We start from the raw sequence: 16,481 nt of genomic DNA, 5'->3' as shown, positions 1-16,481 counted from the left end.
CACGGGTTGTGGTTTCGCTAACGGGCCCAGGAGTTGTGGTCTCGTCAGCGGGACCATGACTCGAGCGCGCTGATTGCCCGGTCGAGGTACTCATCGCGAACCGTCACGGCAAAGCGCACGAATTGCGTGCCGCTCGGACCGTAGAACTCGCCGGGCGAGACAAGCACACCGATGTCGGCGAGCGCCATTGCGGTATCAATTCCGCTTTCGCCTCGCGTGGCCCAAAGGTACAGGCCGCTTTCCGAGCCGTGAATCTCGAGCCCGGCTGCCTCGACGGCAGTGCGGAGACGCTCAAGGCGGGAGGTGTAGAGGTCGCGCTGCTCGACAACGTGTTCGTCATCGGAGAGAACTGCGCTGAGCACCTGCTGCACCGGCGCAGGAACCATGAGCCCCAAGCTGCGGCGCTTCGAAGCGATTTTTCCGATGAGCTGTTCGTCTCCGGCCACCATGCCACCGCGGTATCCAGCCATGTTCGACTGCTTGCTGACCGAATAGCAGGCGAGAACCTGGCTCATGTCGTCGCCGACCACTCTCGGGTCGAGGATCGAAGGGATTCGCTCCCCGTTGCGTTCGTTCAGAACGGCGTAGCACTCGTCGCCGACGATTACAGCACCGAGTTCACGAGCTCGGGCGACAGCACGACGCAACTCCTCAACGGTCAGGGTCTGGCCGTCGGGGTTGCGAGGGGAGTTCAGCCAAATGAGCTTGGTCGCTTCAGGCCACTTGGCCGGATCGTCCTCAGCGACGACGCTGGCGCCCACGGCGAGCGCCCCCGCTTCATAGGCTGGATAGGCCAGCGCCGGGCGTACCACGACGTCATCCGCGCCGAGGCCGAGCAAGAATGGCAGTAAACCCAACAGCTCTTTAGAGCCGATCGTGGGCAGCACACCCTCTCGATTGAGAGTGACACCGCGGATGCGATCGAACCAGTTCACCATCGCGTCACGCAGCTCGACGACACCAATGGTCAAGGGATAGCCAGGTGCGCCGCCCGCTGAAGCCAGCGCATCAACAAAAACTTGCGGCGTCGGGTCAACAGGGGAAGCGGTCGCGAGGTCGGCAAACCCGCCCGGGTGGGCAACTGCACGACGACGAAGCTCAGCCGATACCTCCATCGGTGACGGAGTCACAGGAGCCGAAGACCCCACAGCGGCGGTCACGCGACAACTCCGGAGCGGCGAATCGAAAGTGTCGATACTGCCCGGGAAAGGGGCGAGCGGGCTCCGGCGAAACTGAAGAAGGCATCCATGTCACCTATCCAACCAGAGCTTCCTATGAAACACATAGGCGTAGACGCGCTATCGGCGTTATTCGTACCGGCGGAGCGATCAGCCGTGTGGGTCCTCCTCAGCATGAGGAAGATCGATCCGACGTAGCCGACGCGCGGCATCCCGCCGACGGTCGCTGGTTAAACAGCGATGTCGAGGACAGCTAGGGTTAAAACAACCCCGACTGCCCTCGACATCTTTGCTGGGCCTCCTGTCGGATTCGAACCGACGACCCCCGCTTTACAAGAGCGGTGCTCTAGCCAGCTGAGCTAAGGAGGCTTGGGCCAACGCCCTATTTTAGACATGACTTCACCTATGCTCCCAACCAACCCACGCAGTCGCCGCCGCGCGCTCGCCGGAATTGTCGCCGCAATCGTCGCTGGAGCCCTTGTTGCAGGCCAAAGTCGCATCAATGGAGAGCTCGCGGTAGAACTTCACGATTCGACTCTCGCGGCGCTCATTTCGTTCGGATCAGGGCTCGTCATCCTTACTCTGATCGTTCCTTTTGTGCCGAGCGCACGTGCTGGATTCCGCACTCTGGGCACCGAAGTCAGAAGCAAGCGCTTGCCCTGGTGGTATCTCACCGGCGGAACCTTTGGCGCATTCTTCGTGCTCACTCAGGGGCTCGCAGCAACAGCCCTCGGCGTAGCGCTGTTCACGGTCGCCGTGGTGGCGAGTCAAACGATCAGTTCCGCGGTCATCGACCGGGTGGGAATAGGCAGTCTGCAGAAGCGCCCCGTTACTCCGCTGCGGGTGGCGGCATCCGCCCTCGCTGTGGGCGCGGTCATTTTCTCGGGGTTGTCAGACCTGCGCCTCGATGGACCATTCCTGCTGGTCTTCTTGCCGCTCATTGCCGGCTTCGGGATCGGATGGCAGCAAGCCATCAACGGTCACGTGCGGCATGTGACGCGTTCGCCGCTCACCGCGACCTACGTCAACTTCATTGCGGGCACCTCGGTGCTGGCCATCGCGGCAATCGTGTTTGGCTTCATCGGCGGCTGGCAGCACGAGTTCCCTACCGACCTGACGCTGTATCTCGGGGGAGCGATCGGCGTGATCTTCATCATCGTTGCCGCTGTGCTCGTGCCCATCACCGGGGTGCTGTTCTTCGCACTCGGTTCGATCGCGGGGCAGCTGCTCGGAGCGCTCGCTCTTGAACTTCTTTTGCCTACAGACAGCGATGGGGTGGCACCAACCACCATAATCGGCGTGGTACTCACCCTCATCGCGGTGGCGATCGCTTCCCTCGCGGGCAAGCGACCACCGAAAACGCTGCTGTCGAACTAGTCCTGCTCGTCAAACTCCAGCGAGCTCGAGTTCAAGCAGAAACGGTCACCGGTCGGCGTCTGGTGGGCGTCGTCAAACAGGTGTCCGAGGTGTGAGCCACAGGTTGCACAGACAACCTCGGTGCGCACCATTCCCAGCGAGCGGTCTTCACGCAGCTCAACGGCATCCGGGTTGATTGCTTCGTAGAAGCTCGGCCACCCCGAACCGGAGTCGAACTTGGTGTCGCTCTTGAATAGCTCGGCGCTGCAGGCGCCACAGCGGTAGGTTCCCGCACGCTTCTCATCGAGAAGGGCGCCAGACCACGGACGGTCGGTGCCGGCTTCACGCAGCACTGAGAACTTGATTCCGAGCTCTTCGCGCCATTGCTCGTCAGTCTTAGTCACCTTGTACGTCATGTGGTCTCCTCTGTTCGTGAGCTTTCTCTGCTCAGTACATTAAACTCGGGGATGTGCCTATTGATTCCGTGATCGCCAAGTCTTGGGGCGAATTAACAACATCCGAGCTCTACTCGATCATGAAACTGCGCACTGACGTATTTTTTGTTGAGCAAAAAGTCGACGAGACCGAACTTGATGACCGTGATCAAGAGGATGCCACCCGTCACTATTGGCTCGCAGACGGTGATGACGTCGTCGCGTACATCCGCGTGTTGTTAAACGAAACCGCCGAACACCTCGATGGCCACCGCGTCATTGGCCGAGTTGTCGTGCGCGACGACCACCGCGGAGAAGGGCTCGCCCAAATCATCATGAAGCGCATCGTCGCCGACTTTGGTGGCGAAGGGATGCTGCTGCACGCGCAGGAATACATCGTGCCGCTCTACACAAAATTCGGCTTCGAAGCCTTCGGCGAGCTCTACGACGAAGCCACCATCATGCACCAGTCGATGTACCGCGCAGGTCGCTAGTGCGCGGCCTCGACGTTTGCGTACTCGGCCCCGCCGCGCTCATTGTCACCGCGGTTCTCATAGCGCTCACGCCGATGACGAGTGGAGCCGCGGAGCCAGGACAGACGCTGACTGTCGGTGGCGACCAGACGGCAGCTGCGACCGATTCGCCGGCCGCGACCGACACTTCGGAGACGACAATCGCCGCCGACGGAACTGTGTGCGACGTAACGGATGCTGCCATCATGTGGGGCCTCAAAGAGTCGCTGCGGTCGTACATCAGCGGCACCATCGCCAACGGCGAGTGGACGGTGAGCGACGGCGCCACCTACGAAACGCCCGCCTTCGGCTGGACGGCAGGATCCGGCCAGCTCGACGCGGGCAGTGGCACTCTCTCATTCGACGGAAGCCTTCGGCTTACCGGCCACGATGGCATCCTCGACACCACCCTCACCGGCCTAGAAATTGTGTTCGACGGCAGCACCACAGCGAATCTCGTCTTCGACGTCTTCGGCACAACGCAAGAGGGTCTCCCGGTAGACGAGAGCGACGTCGATTTCGCCACAATCGACGTGTCGGGCATCACAGTCGTCAACGGCACAGCAACCCTCGAGAGTGCGCCCGTCGTTCTCACCGAAGCGGGTTCCGACGCCTTCGGCACCTATCCCGCCGGCGAAGAGTTCGACCCCATCACCGTGACCTTTAGCGCGACCCCTGACTGCATGCCGCAACCGCAGGATGTCAATCAAGCACTTCTGAGCGCTCTGATCATCATCGGAGCCATCATCGCCATTCTCGTAGCGATTGCCATCGTGTTGGTTCTCGGACGCCGCCGCCGGCGCAACCGCGTCGAAGCAATGTAGCTGCCCGCTCTACGAACCTGACGTAGGCGCGTAAATCGCCCGAGCGAGTGCATCAAGCACCGTGACCGTACGCGGGCCGAAACTCAAAATCTCGCCGTCATCCATCTCGACAAAACGCTGGTTCTTGCCAGCCTCCGTGAGGGCAACCGCGGGGCGAGCTTCGAGCAATCCACTCACGCCGCCAACACTGTCGAGACCCCCAGTCATCACCAGGATGAGATCAGGATTCGCCGCGACCATGGCCTCATCGGTCATCGGGCGCATACCTTCGAGGCCGATCTCGGCTGCGACATCCACTCCGCCGAGCGCATCGATCAGCACATCAGAGCCCGACTCTTGGCCGAACAAATAATAAATGCCCGAGGTGCCCCGCAGGTAGAGAAACATCATGCGCAGTCGGTCACCCGAGGGCACGATCTCAGCGATCTCAGCGATCTTCGCCTCAATTGTGGCGCTCAGCTCTGCAGCCAAGGCATCACCGGCGGCGGCAACACCCAGCGCGGCCGCCGTCTGACGCGCCAACTCGGCAATGCCCTCGATAGAAGGATCCGTGTCCACAAACACCACCGGAATGCCCGCATCGCGCAACTGCAACACCACATCGATCGGACCAATCGAGCCATCCGTCAACACCAGGTCAGGGCGCAACGCCAAAATGGCCTCACTGTTCACGGTGTGCGCATTCGACGTGATCACCGGCAAATCGGATGCCTCATCAAACGTCGTCGAAATGTCGCGCGCAACCAACGAATCCAACATTCCCAACCCTGCAATCGTCGCCGCAATCGACCCCGAAATATCCATCGAAATCACACGATCAGTCGACAACATCGTGACCGGCACGTCTCCGGCCAAATCATGCGAAAGCACCGTCACTGGCAACGACTGAACCGGTGCCTCATCGGTAGCCAGAATTCCGGATGACGGAAGAGCCGCCCGCACCAGCCCGCTGTAATCCTTCGCATCGTCCAACACCGTCAGCGCCGACAGCGGAGAAGCCACATCAGCTGTGACCGTCACAGCCGGCGTTTCGGCAATGGTGGCGGCCGAACATCCGCTCGCTGCAAGCACAACGCCAGACAACACCGCCGCAGCAGTGAACAGTCGAGTGCGCATGACAACCAATCAGAATATCGGGTACTAAGGCAATCCTAACCTCGACTGTCTCCAATTGGTCCACGAAGCCGAGTCGTTCGGGGGAGCCACAGCCCTCACACCCTAGGCTTACCACCACAGTGGAGGGAATAGCCGTGTCAGAAAACGAAGCCGCAACGCGCCCCGCTACCGGCCTGTCCGAACGCGACAGCGCCATCCTCGACTTCGAGCGCGAATGGACACGCCACGTCGGCGCCAAAGAAGAGGCCATCAGCTCCCAGTTTCAGGTCTCAAGTGCGCGCTATTATCAAATGCTCAATGCGGTAATCGACTCTCCGGCAGCCGTGCGCTATGACCCCATGTTGGTCTCGCGACTGCGCCGCAGCAGAGACAACCGGATGCACACCCGATCAGTGCGCAGCCCCCACCACGACGAAGAATCGACAGACTAAGCAATGGCGAGTTACCCGAAAGACCGATTCGACGAACTACCCGACGACATCGACCGCGTAGGAGCCCACCGCGGCCCTCGACGACGCGGACGCGGCTGGATCAGTCTCGCTTGGGCACTCCTCGCCACCGGCATACTCGTGCTCGTCGGACTCTTCGCGCTCAGCCAATACCTCGAAGACGACCTCGGCATCCCCTTCTTCGCTTCCCCAGAAGAATCGATCGCCACCCCCGAACCCACCGAAACTGTCGCACCACTAACAGACCCCTCCACAATCGACCCCGAACGAGAACTCACCATCGACGTTCTCAACGGCACCCCCGAAAGCGGACTCCAAACCACCGTTTTCGACGCACTCACCGAAGAAGGCTGGCCAACCGGAAGCGCAGCCCCCGCCTCCGCCCGCGACATCGAAGAAACTTACATCTACTACAGCAACCCCGACGACGAAGACGTAGCCTCCGGCCTCGTCGCCGCCATCGAACACGGTGAAATCCGCCTCGTCGAAGCCGACGTCTTCCCCGCAGCAGAACTCACCATCGTTCTCGGAACCGACTACCTCGCCCCCGCAGCGGAAGCCACAGAAGAGTCCACAGAATAAACGGAAGCCCGCACGCTGGGCCGACTTGCACTCGCCCCTGTCGAGTGCGCTGGGCCATCTTGCACTCGCCCCTGTCGAGTGCGCTGGGCCATCTTGCACTCGCCCCTGTCGAGTGCTAATTTTGACCTTGGCACTCGCGTAGTTCGAGTGCCAACTTATTCGCTTGTACGACGTCCGGGAGGGACGAGAAACACACATGGCAAAGATCATTGCTTTCAACGAAGAGGCCCGTCGCGGCCTTGAGCGCGGCCTGAACATTCTCGCTGACGCCGTAAAGGTCACGCTCGGCCCACGTGGCCGCAACGTAGTTCTTGAGAAGAAGTGGGGCGCTCCCACCATCACGAACGACGGTGTATCCATCGCCAAAGAAATCGAGCTCGACGATCCTTTCGAAAAGATCGGTGCTGAACTCGTCAAAGAGGTAGCAAAGAAGACGGATGACGTTGCCGGAGACGGTACGACCACTTCCGTTGTTCTTGCTCAGGCACTCGTTCGCGAAGGCCTCCGTAACGTTGCTGCGGGTGCAGACCCCATCAGCCTCAAGCGCGGAATCGAAAAGGCAACCAACTCGGTCATCGAGGCACTCATTGCGAGCGCCAAGGAGATCGAAACCAAGGAAGAGATCGCGGCTACCGCATCCATTTCTGCTGGAGACCCTGAGATCGGTGCACTTATCGCTGAGGCGATCGACAAGGTCGGCAAGGAAGGTGTTGTCACCGTTGAGGAGTCGAACACGTTCGGCACCGAGCTTGAGCTCACCGAAGGTATGCGCTTCGACAAGGGATTCCTGTCGGCATACTTCGTCACTGACCAAGAGCGCCAGGAAGCGGTCTTCGAAGACCCTTACGTTCTTATCGTCAACGGCAAGATCTCAAACATCAAGGATCTGCTCCCCATCGTCGACAAGGTAATCCAGAGTGGCAAGCAGCTTCTCATCATTGCTGAAGACGTTGACGGAGAAGCGCTCGCAACTCTCGTTGTGAACAAGATCCGTGGCATCTTCAAGTCGGTTGCCGTCAAGGCTCCTGGCTTCGGAGACCGTCGCAAGGCTCAGCTCGCTGACATCGCCATCCTCACCGGTGGTCAGGTCATCTCCGAAGAAGTTGGACTCAAGCTCGAGAACGCAACTCTCGAACTCCTCGGTCGCGCCCGCAAGGTCGTTATCACCAAGGACGAGACCACGATCATCGAAGGTGCTGGTGAAGAAGAGGCGATCGCAGGTCGCGTCAAGCAGATCCGCGCCGAGATCGACAACACTGACAGCGACTACGACCGTGAGAAGCTCCAAGAGCGTCTCGCCAAGCTCGCCGGTGGTGTTGCAGTTATCAAGGCTGGTGCCGCAACTGAGGTTGAACTCAAGGAGCGCAAGCACCGCATTGAGGACGCAGTCCGCAACGCCAAGGCAGCTGTTGAAGAGGGAATCGTCGCCGGTGGTGGCGTAGCCCTGATTCAGGCTGGCAAGATCGCTTTCGACAGCCAGGCAATGGCTGACTTGGTCGGCGACGAAGCAACCGGAGCGAACATCGTTCGTGTTGCTATCGACGCACCGCTCAAGCAGATCGCACTCAACGCAGGCATGGAGCCTGGTGTTGTTGCTGACAAGGTTCGTCACCTCCCCATCGGTCACGGCCTCAACGCAGCTACCGGCGAATACGTCGACATGCTCGCTGCAGGCATCAATGACCCGGTAAAGGTGACTCGCTCGGCTCTGCTCAACGCATCGTCGATCGCAGGACTCTTCCTGACGACCGAAGCCGTCGTTGCTGACAAGCCTGAGAAGAACCCGGCACCCATGGGTGACCCGTCGGGCGGCATGGACTTCTAAGTCCCACCGCTCTACACAGCTTCACCGCACTAGACAGAATGGGCGTCTCCTTCGGGAGGCGCCCATTCTGTCGTTAATGAGAGTTTCTGTGGGTGGGGGAGTCTCTAACGCCCGCAGCGTGCCGAGGGGTGCCGCAGTGAGCCGAGGTGTGCCGAGGTGTGCCCGGAACGAGCCGGAGCTTGCTGTCAGCGTGCGGAGGCGTGCTGCTAGCGGGAGAAGAGACGAGCGTTCGCGGCTTCAATCTCCGCATACTGTTGTCCGGCTTGGCTGAGCGCTGAATTGATGGCAGCGAGGTTCTCTTCTACCCGCTGCTGCGTGGCCTTCCAGTCGGTGACGACAGTTGAAAAGGCCGTCGCCGCCTGCCCTGTCCACGAGCCCTGCAGGTTCGTGAGCTGACCGTGGAGGCCAGCAACTTCGGCTTGGATGCGGCTGATGGAATTCTGGACCGCTCCGGTGGCGCTGAGAACGGCTTCGCTATCTACTTGGTATCGAGTCATACTTCGACGGTAGATTCTGGCATCCGGTCGCTGCCGCGGCTAGTCCTCTTCGGTGCCCTCTGCGGGGCTGGGAGTGCTGGGGAGGAGAGGAAGCTCAACGCGGAAGGTTGCGCCGCCGCCGGGTGTCTCAAGCGCCTGTACGGTGCCGTGGTGGGCTGCGACGATGGCCGCAACGATAGCGAGTCCCAGACCGCTGCCACCGGTGTCGCGGTTGCGTGAGCTGTCGGCGCGCCAGAAGCGTTCGAAGACCTTCGCGCGAATCTGTTCGGGGATGCCCTCGCCATGGTCGATAACCGAGAGCACTGCAAGTTGACGCTCGTGGTCTACGCCAACGCCAATCTCGACGGGAGTATCGGTCGTGAAGCGCAGCGCGTTCGTGACGAGGTTGGTGAGCACCTGGCGAATCTTGTTCTCTTCGGCCATGACGACGGCGTTGAGATCCTTCGGCACGGGAGCAATGGCTTGGGTGAGGCGAGCGGTTGCCTTGGCGACAGCAGCAGACTTCTTGCGAGAGGCAAGGCGTGAGAGGCGGGCCCCTGCGGCCGCTATGGGGCCCGTCGCGAGCGCAGCTACACCGCGAGAGGGCGTGCTGGTATCGGAGGGGGAACTATCGGGAAGGGGGATTGCCTTTGTGTCCGTGTCGGCATTCGCTGTGAGATCAGGCTTGACGATCGCGTCGGAGTCGATGCGAGGGTTGGTGTTGATCACAGTGACGACGCGGCCGGTGGAGGCACGGGCATCCATCGCCGCATCATTAGCCAGTGGCAAGAGATCGACTTCGGTGAACTGAACCGGCTTGCTGCCGTCGATACGCGCCAACTCGAGTAGGTCTTCCACGAGACCACCCATGCGGATAGCTTCTTTTTCGATGCGCTCCATGGCTTGAGCGACATCATCCGGTTTGGTGATGGCGCCCATGCGATATAGCTCGGCGTAGCCGCGCACGGTGACGAGCGGGGTGCGAAGTTCGTGGCTGGCGTCGCCCACGAAGCGGCGCATTTGGTCGATGGTGCGAGCACGGTCGGCGAAGGCGCGGTCGATTCGACCCAGCATGGAGTTGAGGGAACGATTGAGGCGCCCCACTTCCGTGTTGGGAGTGGCAACAGACAGCCGTTGGTCGAAGTCTCCGTCGGCAAAGCGGGCTGCGGTGGCTTCCACTTCGCGCAGCGGCGCAAACGTCGAGGTGACCAAAAGGCGGGTGAGCGCTCCACCGACAATGACGACAGTGAGACCAAAGAACAAGAAGATGGCGGCGTAACGAGCAACGATGGCATTGGAATCGCTCAGGTCGCGAGCGATAACGATCGTCACAAAGTCGGGGCCGATGGTGCTGATCGCAGGGTAGGAGATGACCCTCCATTGCCCTCCGATGGCGGTGCTCGGGAGGGTAAATGGCTCCGTCTGGGAGTTAGCTACGGCGATGGTGAGGCCGTCGAGAACAGGCCGCGAGGCATCCTCTTCCCGGCTATTGCAGCGCATGCTGCCGTCGTAGTTGAGAACCGCGAAATAGAGGTCATTGGGCAGGCGAGAAACGCTGCACTGAGGGTCGCTGGTTGTGCCCGTGTATTGGATGCGGCCATCGAGCCCGTCAGCGGCGGCTGTGATCTTGTCGTCAGTTTGCTCGATCAGGTAATCGCGCAGCACTGCGGCGGTGCCGACACCAGCGACGAGGAGGCCCATGGTGAGCAGAAGCACCGTGACTCCGGTGACCTTGGTGCGCAAAGAAATGCGGCTCCAAGCGTCTGGGATGTTCTCCTGCATGATAGTGAACGGTACCTTGCGTGGCTGGGAATCGGGAACGAGTATGGCCAGCCGAACATGAGAAATTACATGTCGGGCTGGCCATCACGGGTGGTTACGGCTTTGCTGCCTTCAGCATGTAGCCGAATCCACGCTTGGTCTGAATGATCGGCTCTTCGGTGTGCTGATCGAGCTTGCGGCGCAGGTAGGAAATGTAGCTTTCCACGATGCCGGCGTCGCCGTTGAAGTCGTATTCCCAGACGTGATCGAGGATTTGAGCCTTCGATAGCACGCGGTTGGGGTTGAGCATCAGATAACGCAGCAGCTTGAACTCGGTCGGGCTGAGCTCGATCTGCTCGCTGCCGATCGATACCTCGTGGGTGTCTTGGTCCATGGTGAGGTCGCCAGCGCGGATGATCGTTTCTTCGTCATCCTGCATCGTGCGGCGAAGAATCGCCTTGATGCGGGCGACGATCTCGTCGAGGCTAAACGGCTTAGTGACGTAGTCGTCTCCACCGACGGTGAGGCCGGTGATCTTGTCTTCGGTGTCATCTTTCGCCGTAAGGAAAAGGATGGGGGAGGTGTAGCCGGATGCGCGCAAACGCTTGGTTACTCCGAAGCCGTTCATGTCGGGGAGCATCACGTCAAGGATGATCAAGTCGGGCTCTTCTTCAAGAACAGCCGAGATCGTTTGGGCGCCGCTCCCTACCGCGCGCACCGCAAATCCCGCGAAGCGCAAGCTCGTCGTGAGCAGATCGCGAATGTTCGGTTCGTCGTCAACAATGAGAATTTTCGGTCCGTCAGCCATGTGCCTAGTATCTGCGTGTTTCCTGAACGTGACCTGATAGGTCAGGGCGTGTCGGCAAGTTGTTCACCAATTGGTTCATTGAGTATTTGTTAATTTTAAGCATAGGGTGGCCGTATCGGGATCAGGCGAAGGGGAATCAACTGATGAAGAGATTGATCGTAGGAACACTCATCGCGTTTGGCGTTGGAGCCCTCGTGCTCGCCGCCATCACGATTCTCTCGAGCCTCGCACGGTCGCACGATATTGCGTGGTGGAGCGTCAATGGGGTCACCCCAATGTGGCCACTGAGCGTCGGATTCGGCGCTCTCTGGCTGATGGCCTTGAGCTTCGCCTTTCTCGTTCTCCTTTCGATGGTCGGCCTGGTGAAAGACTTCATGATCAAACGTCGTGCTCGCCTCGAGGGCGAACCGGTCTGAGAAAACGCGCCTACACCGTGAGCTGAAAGAGGTACGCGAACGCGGGCTTGGTGTACGCGATGCTTCGGCCGCTGGCACGAATGAGCTCGGCGCCGGCCTGCTCTGGTTTCTTGGGAATCAGATAGCGATCGAGATCGCTACTGTCGATTCTGTAGCGCCCCTCGCGGTGGTGGACGGCACCCACCAGAGTCAGCCGGGGATCGAGCGCAGCAAGGCTCGCATCCCCATGGCTGCTGTTAGCAAGGAAGAGCCCGTTCGGCGCCAGATACCGCGCGCAGGAATCCCACGCGGGGCCGGTGAACAGGGCGATGATCAGGTCGAAGGATGCGTCGGCCAGCGCAAGCGGCTTCAGGAAATTGGCGGTGAGGAAAGTGATCTCAGCCGCGGCTCCCGGCAGAGTGGCGCCGTCTAACTCGGCCCGAACTCTCTCGGTGTCGGCGAAGAACGCGGCGGCTCGGCGGTCGGTGTCGACATAGGTGACGGCGGGGATGCTCGTCGACGGGGAGAGATCGAGATAGCTGCCCACATTGAGGGCGGAGGTCGGTGTCCAGTGCTCGAGCAGCGCACGGTACATGCCTGACCGGTCGCCGATCGATTCGCAGTAGCTCCGCCAGGATGGGCTCGACTTTGGTGACGGCGACGATGGCGACTGTGGCATCGAAAGAACTCCTTGCCCGGTTCCGTGGCGGAGTTCCAGCGTAGTCAGTGCGATCGGCGCTGTTGTAGCACTCAATGGTCTGTACGACGCGGCATCCTGGCGCCTCGACTTCAGGGTTGCCCGGGAGCACACTGGAGAGATGGATGACACAGCCGACACCGTCGCGGGGGATGCCGCGTGTTGGTTGCCCCGCGTGTGCGAGGAATGCGGTGCTCTCGTCGAGGGCGAGCTCCCGGCGCTGTGCTGGCGTTGCGGTGCGCAGGTGGGCGGCGAGCAACCCGAACTGTCCTAAGCGGTGAGGTCTGCTGCATCCAAAATCGTGTAGCTGTAGCCCTGCTCAGCCAAGAAGCGCTGACGGTTTTGGGCGAAGTCTTGGTCGACAGTGTCGCGTGCCACGAGCGTGTAGAAGTTGGCGGGCAGCCCGCTCTCCTTGGGGCGCAATAGGCGACCAAGACGCTGAGCTTCCTCTTGGCGTGAGCCGAACGAGCCACTGACTTGGATGGCAACGGTTGCTTCGGGCAGGTCGACTGAGAAGTTCGCAACCTTCGACACGATCAGCACCTTCGTGACGCCGTCGCGGAACTCTTGATACAAACGCTCGCGTTCCGGCACGGAGGTGGCACCCGTCAGCTTGGGAGCATCCAGCTGTTCCGAGAGATCATCGATCTGGTCGAGGTATTGCCCGATGACGAGAATGCGCTCGCCGGCGTGCTTGTTGGCTAGTGCGCGCACCACTTCAGTTTTGGCTGGCGCCGTTGCTGCGAGTCGGTAGCGTTCGTCGTCAGCGGATGCCGCGTACTCAAGTCGCTCGCTCTCGGGCAGGTCAACGCGCACCTCGAAGCAACTGGCGGGGGAGATGAAGCCCTGAGCTTCAATCTCCTTCCAAGGTGCGTCGAAACGTTTGGGGCCGATGAGGGAGAACACGTCGCCCTCGCGCCCATCTTCGCGCACGAGAGTCGCGGTGAGGCCGAGGCGACGGCGTGCCTGAAGATCAGCGGTGAGCTTGAACACGGGCGCAGGCAACAAGTGCACCTCGTCATAAATGACAAGACCCCAGTCGAGCGCATCCAGCAACGCAAGATGGGCATACTCACCCTTCCGCTTCGCCGTCAGGATTTGGTAGGTGGCGATTGTGACCGGCAAAATCTCTTTCACCTGGCCCGAATACTCACCCACTTCTTCTTCAGTGAGGGTGGTTCGCTTCAAGATTTCGGCTCGCCACTGACGGGCAGAAACCGTGTTGGTAACCAAAATCAAGGTTGTGGTCTTGCTTTGCGCCATCGCGCCGAGACCCACGAGGGTCTTGCCGGCGCCACAAGGCAGCACGACGACGCCTGAACCGTGGTCGAAGAAATTGTCGATGGCGTGCTGCTGGTACTCGCGCAAACCCCAGCCCGCGGCATCCAGAGCGATCTCGTGAGGCGTGCCTGGCGTGTAGCCAGCATTATCTTCAGCTGGCCAGCCAAGCTTCAACAACTCTTGCTTGAGCTGCCCTCGCGCCCACGGCTGAACCACAAAAGTGTGATCGCCGCGACGCTCGAACAAGAGACTCGCTACCTTCTTAGCGCGGGTAATCTCGCGCAACACTGCCGGGTCGGTGGCAGTGAGGGTCAGCGCGCCGTCATCGTCACGGTTGATCACTAGACGGCCATAGCGGCCAACCGTCTCCGCAATATCAACGCTGACGCTCTGCGGGATGGGAAACTTCGAATACTTCTCGAGCGTCTCCAGCATTGCCGGCGCATCATGACCAGCGGCCCGCGCATTCCACAGCCCCAATCGCGTAATGCGGTAGGTATGAATGTGCTCGGGGGCGCGTTCCAACTCGGCAAAGACGGCCAGATCATGGCGCGCGTCTTCTGCCAAAGGGTGCGCGACCTCAAGTAGAACCGTGCGGTCAGACTGCACGATAAGAGGTCCGTCGGGTGCTGTGTTCATCCGACCTAGACTACGCCCGGATGCTTAGCGTTCGTTGGTGGCTTCCACCCCAACGATGCTCTTCAGCGGCAGCGTTCGCTCAATATCTGCCGCACGGTCGAGGCCGCGCATACGACCAGCGGCCACGCTGGAAGGTTCGAGTGTGTACTGCACGAGATGGCCATCCGGCATTTTTACCGTGACGAACAGCAGCAGTTTGTTGCGAATCGCGACCTCAATCTGTCGCGATAACCACGCCTGATCTTCGTCGCCGGTAGCGCCGCCCTGACCACTGCGAAGTTTCGCCAGCAGTTTCTCTGGGCCATCGTCGTGGGGTTCTTCGACGTGTGAAGCACTGATTTGGTCGCGCCGCAGCGACAAGATTGTGCCAGCGGCATCTTCGGCGGCAACCGGGTAACGGGCATCGCTGAGCGCCCAAAAGAGCTGTTCGACTCCGAAGCGAGAGACCAACCGGTCGCCCTCGAGGCGCAAGCCGAAGGCACCAAAATTGGGATCAACAGCGATCGACTGCAACAAAACGGAGTCGGGAGAAATCACGTAGCTACCGGCGGCGCCAGCGTGGCCAACCCGCACGAGCCCGTGACGAGCCGCAGCTTCGGTCAACAGATACTGAACGGGCTGGGGCACACCGGTCAGCGAAATTTCGGTCAGGAAGCTGCGAATACCATCGAGTGTCTCACCGAGGGTCATGGCATGGTGCAGGCTCGACCGCGAGATCCGATAGGTCGATGCCAAGGCGCGGGTTTCTACATCGGCGATTATGCGCAGTCGGGCATCCAATTGCGGTGCCAGCGGTCCGGGCGAAATGACGCTGAGGTCGGGCTGCACGTAAACCTGATGTACTTCATTCGGAAACACCGCGGCCATGGCTGCTGTCGCTTCAGCCGTAGTGCGAGTGAGTAGCGCAACGCCTGCGCTGCTCGGCAGACGATTGGCGGTGACACCCAATAGGCCGGCATCGCGAGCGTACCGGCGCACTTTTTCGAGCATCGAATCGATCCCGGCGGGAAACAACCAGCGCACATAATCTTCGACGCCGTTGCCCCAAAAGCTCTGAGTTCTGTCGGCCAAGATGGTGCGGATGTCATCGGGAACTCCCTGATGCCACGCCTCGGCTAAGTGCACCCAGCGTTCAGCCGCGCCGCGCGCCATCCATTCGGTGGCATCGGCGGTTGACATCCATTGGGCATTGGTCGTTGCGATGAGCCCAGCGCGTTCGGCGATGTCGACGAGTCCAGCAATTTTGTCGAGCGGCACCGACATCGCTGCCGCCAACCGCTTCGAGTCGGGGAGCGAGACTCCACCGCGCGCCAAATCGCGCACGGGGCTCGAGCGCAGCTGATTGATGAGCTCGGTGACTTCGTTGGTTGTAGCGAACGCGTTTTCGGCGGCGATGCTGTCGATACTGTCGCGCTCGGAAGGTTCAACCGACGTGAGAGTGGATGGTGCTGGAGTGTCGAGCAGTTCGCCCGTAGATGGCAGACCATCGAACGGCCAGCCTGCCAACTGGTCTGTCACGCCGTCTGGGGCGCTGTAGCGACCGCCGCGGTGAATGAGCAGCGCTAGGCTCACGAGTCGATCGAGCCGGCGCTGAACGGCAACCTCGTCGTCACCGAAGGGCCCGACGGCAGAGGCGACTTCCTGCGCGGTGAGAGAAGCAGTGTCGGCGACCACAGCGAGAGTGGCGAGCGTTGGGCGGTCGAGATCGCGCAGCACGCGTTCCACCGACGTGGACTGCTGAAGGGCATCCGCAAGGTCAAAGAAGTCGCTGACGGAGTTGCCGCGCACGGTGCGTGATCGCAGCAACTCAAGAAGTTGATCGTCGTCTAGTGCCCGCAGTTGAGCGGCGAGCAGAAGAGCCGCATCGCTAATTGTGGCCATTCCGATATTCACGTTGCCGACGACGGCCATTCAACACAAGAAGAATGATGATGAAAACCACGCCCAAAGGCAAAGCAAAGTAGGGCATAGTGATCACTACGGGCCACGCACCGTTATCGAAGACGGTTTGGCCCACTGCGGTCGCAACGACTACGGCGACAAAGCTAAGCACAGCGAGTGCGATCGAGATGGCGACCAGGTAGGCGAGCACACGCTCGATGCGAAGGTCACGTTCAGTTGAATGATTTGTCACGCTGACAAGGATAC

The 16,481-nt window shown here is 60.6% G+C and carries 18 protein-coding genes and 1 tRNA gene; 8 read left to right on the top strand and 11 right to left on the bottom strand.

What is annotated here, in order from left to right; genetic code table 11:
* Window positions 1-44: 44 nt before the first annotated feature.
* On the bottom strand, window positions 45-1,160 hold the full coding sequence (gene dapC / locus I6E56_RS05085; RefSeq protein WP_307842777.1) for a succinyldiaminopimelate transaminase: 1,116 nt from the start codon (window positions 1,158-1,160) through the stop codon (window positions 45-47).
* A 313-nt stretch (window positions 1,161-1,473) separates the two neighbouring features.
* A tRNA-Thr gene (locus I6E56_RS05080) sits at window positions 1,474-1,547 on the bottom strand.
* A 36-nt stretch (window positions 1,548-1,583) separates the two neighbouring features.
* Here I6E56_RS05080 and I6E56_RS05075 point away from each other — a divergent pair.
* Window positions 1,584-2,555, top strand: coding sequence for a DMT family transporter (locus tag I6E56_RS05075; RefSeq protein WP_197136459.1), 972 nt, complete (start codon window positions 1,584-1,586; stop codon window positions 2,553-2,555).
* Here I6E56_RS05075 and msrB read toward each other — a convergent pair.
* Window positions 2,552-2,950, bottom strand: a complete 399-nt coding sequence (gene msrB, locus I6E56_RS05070) for a peptide-methionine (R)-S-oxide reductase MsrB (protein ID WP_197136457.1) — start codon at window positions 2,948-2,950, stop codon at window positions 2,552-2,554. The two genes, I6E56_RS05075 and msrB, sit on opposite strands and share 4 nt — an antisense overlap.
* A gap of 53 nt (window positions 2,951-3,003) precedes the next feature.
* Here msrB and I6E56_RS05065 point away from each other — a divergent pair, with 53 nt between their 5' ends.
* Together I6E56_RS05065 and I6E56_RS05060 are read left to right on the top strand one after the other, a co-directional pair.
* The gene (locus I6E56_RS05065) at window positions 3,004-3,462 is read left to right on the top strand and encodes a GNAT family N-acetyltransferase (protein WP_307842776.1); all 459 of its coding nucleotides are present in this window, start codon (window positions 3,004-3,006) and stop codon (window positions 3,460-3,462) included.
* Window positions 3,462-4,304 carry an HtaA domain-containing protein gene (locus I6E56_RS05060; RefSeq protein WP_197136455.1) on the top strand — a complete coding sequence of 281 codons (843 nt, stop codon included), beginning with the start codon at window positions 3,462-3,464 and terminating at the stop codon, window positions 4,302-4,304. The genes I6E56_RS05065 and I6E56_RS05060 overlap by 1 nt, the downstream gene beginning before the upstream one ends.
* 9 nt (window positions 4,305-4,313) lie before the next feature.
* On the opposite strand, the gene I6E56_RS05055 is transcribed toward I6E56_RS05060, so the two are convergent.
* The gene (locus I6E56_RS05055; protein WP_197136453.1) at window positions 4,314-5,420 is read right to left on the bottom strand and encodes a hemin ABC transporter substrate-binding protein; all 1,107 of its coding nucleotides are present in this window, start codon (window positions 5,418-5,420) and stop codon (window positions 4,314-4,316) included.
* 134 nt (window positions 5,421-5,554) lie between these two features.
* Here I6E56_RS05055 and I6E56_RS05050 point away from each other — a divergent pair, with 134 nt between their 5' ends.
* The 3 genes from I6E56_RS05050 to groL all read left to right on the top strand — a co-directional run bounded on the left by I6E56_RS05050 (window position 5,555) and on the right by groL (window position 8,276).
* On the top strand, window positions 5,555-5,851 hold the full coding sequence (locus I6E56_RS05050) for a DUF3263 domain-containing protein (RefSeq protein ID WP_197136451.1): 297 nt from the start codon (window positions 5,555-5,557) through the stop codon (window positions 5,849-5,851).
* A gap of 3 nt (window positions 5,852-5,854) precedes the next feature.
* On the top strand, window positions 5,855-6,451 hold the full coding sequence (locus I6E56_RS05045; protein WP_197136450.1) for a LytR C-terminal domain-containing protein: 597 nt from the start codon (window positions 5,855-5,857) through the stop codon (window positions 6,449-6,451).
* 196 nt (window positions 6,452-6,647) lie between these two features.
* The gene (gene groL / locus I6E56_RS05040; protein WP_197123442.1) at window positions 6,648-8,276 is read left to right on the top strand and encodes a chaperonin GroEL; all 1,629 of its coding nucleotides are present in this window, start codon (window positions 6,648-6,650) and stop codon (window positions 8,274-8,276) included.
* A 206-nt stretch (window positions 8,277-8,482) separates the two neighbouring features.
* Here groL and I6E56_RS05035 read toward each other — a convergent pair whose 3' ends face one another.
* The 3 genes from I6E56_RS05035 to I6E56_RS05025 form a co-directional block, all read right to left on the bottom strand.
* The gene (locus tag I6E56_RS05035; protein ID WP_197136449.1) at window positions 8,483-8,773 is read right to left on the bottom strand and encodes a WXG100 family type VII secretion target; all 291 of its coding nucleotides are present in this window, start codon (window positions 8,771-8,773) and stop codon (window positions 8,483-8,485) included.
* Between the two features lie 39 nt (window positions 8,774-8,812).
* Window positions 8,813-10,534 (bottom strand): HAMP domain-containing sensor histidine kinase, encoded by a 1,722-nt coding sequence (locus I6E56_RS05030; protein ID WP_197136448.1) that lies wholly within the window; start codon window positions 10,532-10,534, stop codon window positions 8,813-8,815.
* Between the two features lie 94 nt (window positions 10,535-10,628).
* A complete protein-coding gene (locus tag I6E56_RS05025; protein ID WP_197109572.1) occupies window positions 10,629-11,321 on the bottom strand; it encodes a response regulator transcription factor in 693 nt (230 codons plus the stop codon).
* A 143-nt stretch (window positions 11,322-11,464) separates the two neighbouring features.
* On the opposite strand from I6E56_RS05025, the gene I6E56_RS05020 reads away from it, so the two are divergent.
* Window positions 11,465-11,737 (top strand): hypothetical protein, encoded by a 273-nt coding sequence (locus I6E56_RS05020; protein ID WP_197136447.1) that lies wholly within the window; start codon window positions 11,465-11,467, stop codon window positions 11,735-11,737.
* A gap of 10 nt (window positions 11,738-11,747) precedes the next feature.
* Here I6E56_RS05020 and I6E56_RS05015 read toward each other — a convergent pair whose 3' ends face one another.
* The gene (locus tag I6E56_RS05015; protein WP_197136446.1) at window positions 11,748-12,311 is read right to left on the bottom strand and encodes a hypothetical protein; all 564 of its coding nucleotides are present in this window, start codon (window positions 12,309-12,311) and stop codon (window positions 11,748-11,750) included.
* 223 nt (window positions 12,312-12,534) lie between these two features.
* Between I6E56_RS05015 and I6E56_RS05010 the strand changes: the two genes are divergently transcribed.
* Window positions 12,535-12,687: a hypothetical protein gene (locus tag I6E56_RS05010; protein WP_197136445.1), complete on the top strand. Its 153-nt coding sequence runs from the start codon at window positions 12,535-12,537 to the stop codon at window positions 12,685-12,687.
* Here the strand turns inward: I6E56_RS05010 and I6E56_RS05005 are convergent.
* The 3 genes from I6E56_RS05005 to I6E56_RS04995 are packed head-to-tail and all read right to left on the bottom strand — an operon-like array spanning window position 12,684 to window position 16,467.
* A complete protein-coding gene (locus I6E56_RS05005) occupies window positions 12,684-14,333 on the bottom strand; it encodes a DNA repair helicase XPB (RefSeq protein WP_197136444.1) in 1,650 nt (549 codons plus the stop codon). The two genes, I6E56_RS05010 and I6E56_RS05005, sit on opposite strands and share 4 nt — an antisense overlap.
* 24 nt (window positions 14,334-14,357) lie before the next feature.
* Window positions 14,358-16,214: a helicase-associated domain-containing protein gene (locus I6E56_RS05000; protein ID WP_197136442.1), complete on the bottom strand. Its 1,857-nt coding sequence runs from the start codon at window positions 16,212-16,214 to the stop codon at window positions 14,358-14,360.
* Complete coding sequence (locus I6E56_RS04995; protein WP_307842775.1) at window positions 16,201-16,467, bottom strand: hypothetical protein; 267 nt, start codon at window positions 16,465-16,467, stop codon at window positions 16,201-16,203. The genes I6E56_RS05000 and I6E56_RS04995 overlap by 14 nt, the downstream gene beginning before the upstream one ends.
* Between the last annotated feature and the right edge of the window lie 14 nt (window positions 16,468-16,481).

Origin of the sequence: Salinibacterium sp. NK8237 (assembly GCF_015864955.1) — a bacterium.
Classification (GTDB): Bacteria; Actinomycetota; Actinomycetes; order Actinomycetales; family Microbacteriaceae; genus Rhodoglobus.
Note: the sequence above shows the minus strand (reverse complement) of the source record. Positions and strands in the feature narration are given on the sequence as shown.

Coding starts and splice junctions, on each gene's coding strand:
- I6E56_RS05000 (WP_197136442.1), bottom strand. CDS start 16,214: ATGGCCACAATTAGCGATGCGGCTCTTCTGCTCGCCGCTCAACTGCGG.
- groL (WP_197123442.1), top strand. CDS start 6,648: ATGGCAAAGATCATTGCTTTCAACGAAGAGGCCCGTCGCGGCCTTGAG.
- I6E56_RS05010 (WP_197136445.1), top strand. CDS start 12,535: ATGGATGACACAGCCGACACCGTCGCGGGGGATGCCGCGTGTTGGTTG.
- I6E56_RS05075 (WP_197136459.1), top strand. CDS start 1,584: ATGCTCCCAACCAACCCACGCAGTCGCCGCCGCGCGCTCGCCGGAATT.
- I6E56_RS05030 (WP_197136448.1), bottom strand. CDS start 10,534: ATGCAGGAGAACATCCCAGACGCTTGGAGCCGCATTTCTTTGCGCACC.
- I6E56_RS05015 (WP_197136446.1), bottom strand. CDS start 12,311: ATGTACCGTGCGCTGCTCGAGCACTGGACACCGACCTCCGCCCTCAAT.
- I6E56_RS05035 (WP_197136449.1), bottom strand. CDS start 8,773: ATGACTCGATACCAAGTAGATAGCGAAGCCGTTCTCAGCGCCACCGGA.
- I6E56_RS05055 (WP_197136453.1), bottom strand. CDS start 5,420: ATGCGCACTCGACTGTTCACTGCTGCGGCGGTGTTGTCTGGCGTTGTG.
- I6E56_RS05045 (WP_197136450.1), top strand. CDS start 5,855: ATGGCGAGTTACCCGAAAGACCGATTCGACGAACTACCCGACGACATC.
- I6E56_RS05020 (WP_197136447.1), top strand. CDS start 11,465: ATGAAGAGATTGATCGTAGGAACACTCATCGCGTTTGGCGTTGGAGCC.
- I6E56_RS05025 (WP_197109572.1), bottom strand. CDS start 11,321: ATGGCTGACGGACCGAAAATTCTCATTGTTGACGACGAACCGAACATT.
- I6E56_RS05005 (WP_197136444.1), bottom strand. CDS start 14,333: ATGAACACAGCACCCGACGGACCTCTTATCGTGCAGTCTGACCGCACG.
- msrB (WP_197136457.1), bottom strand. CDS start 2,950: ATGACGTACAAGGTGACTAAGACTGACGAGCAATGGCGCGAAGAGCTC.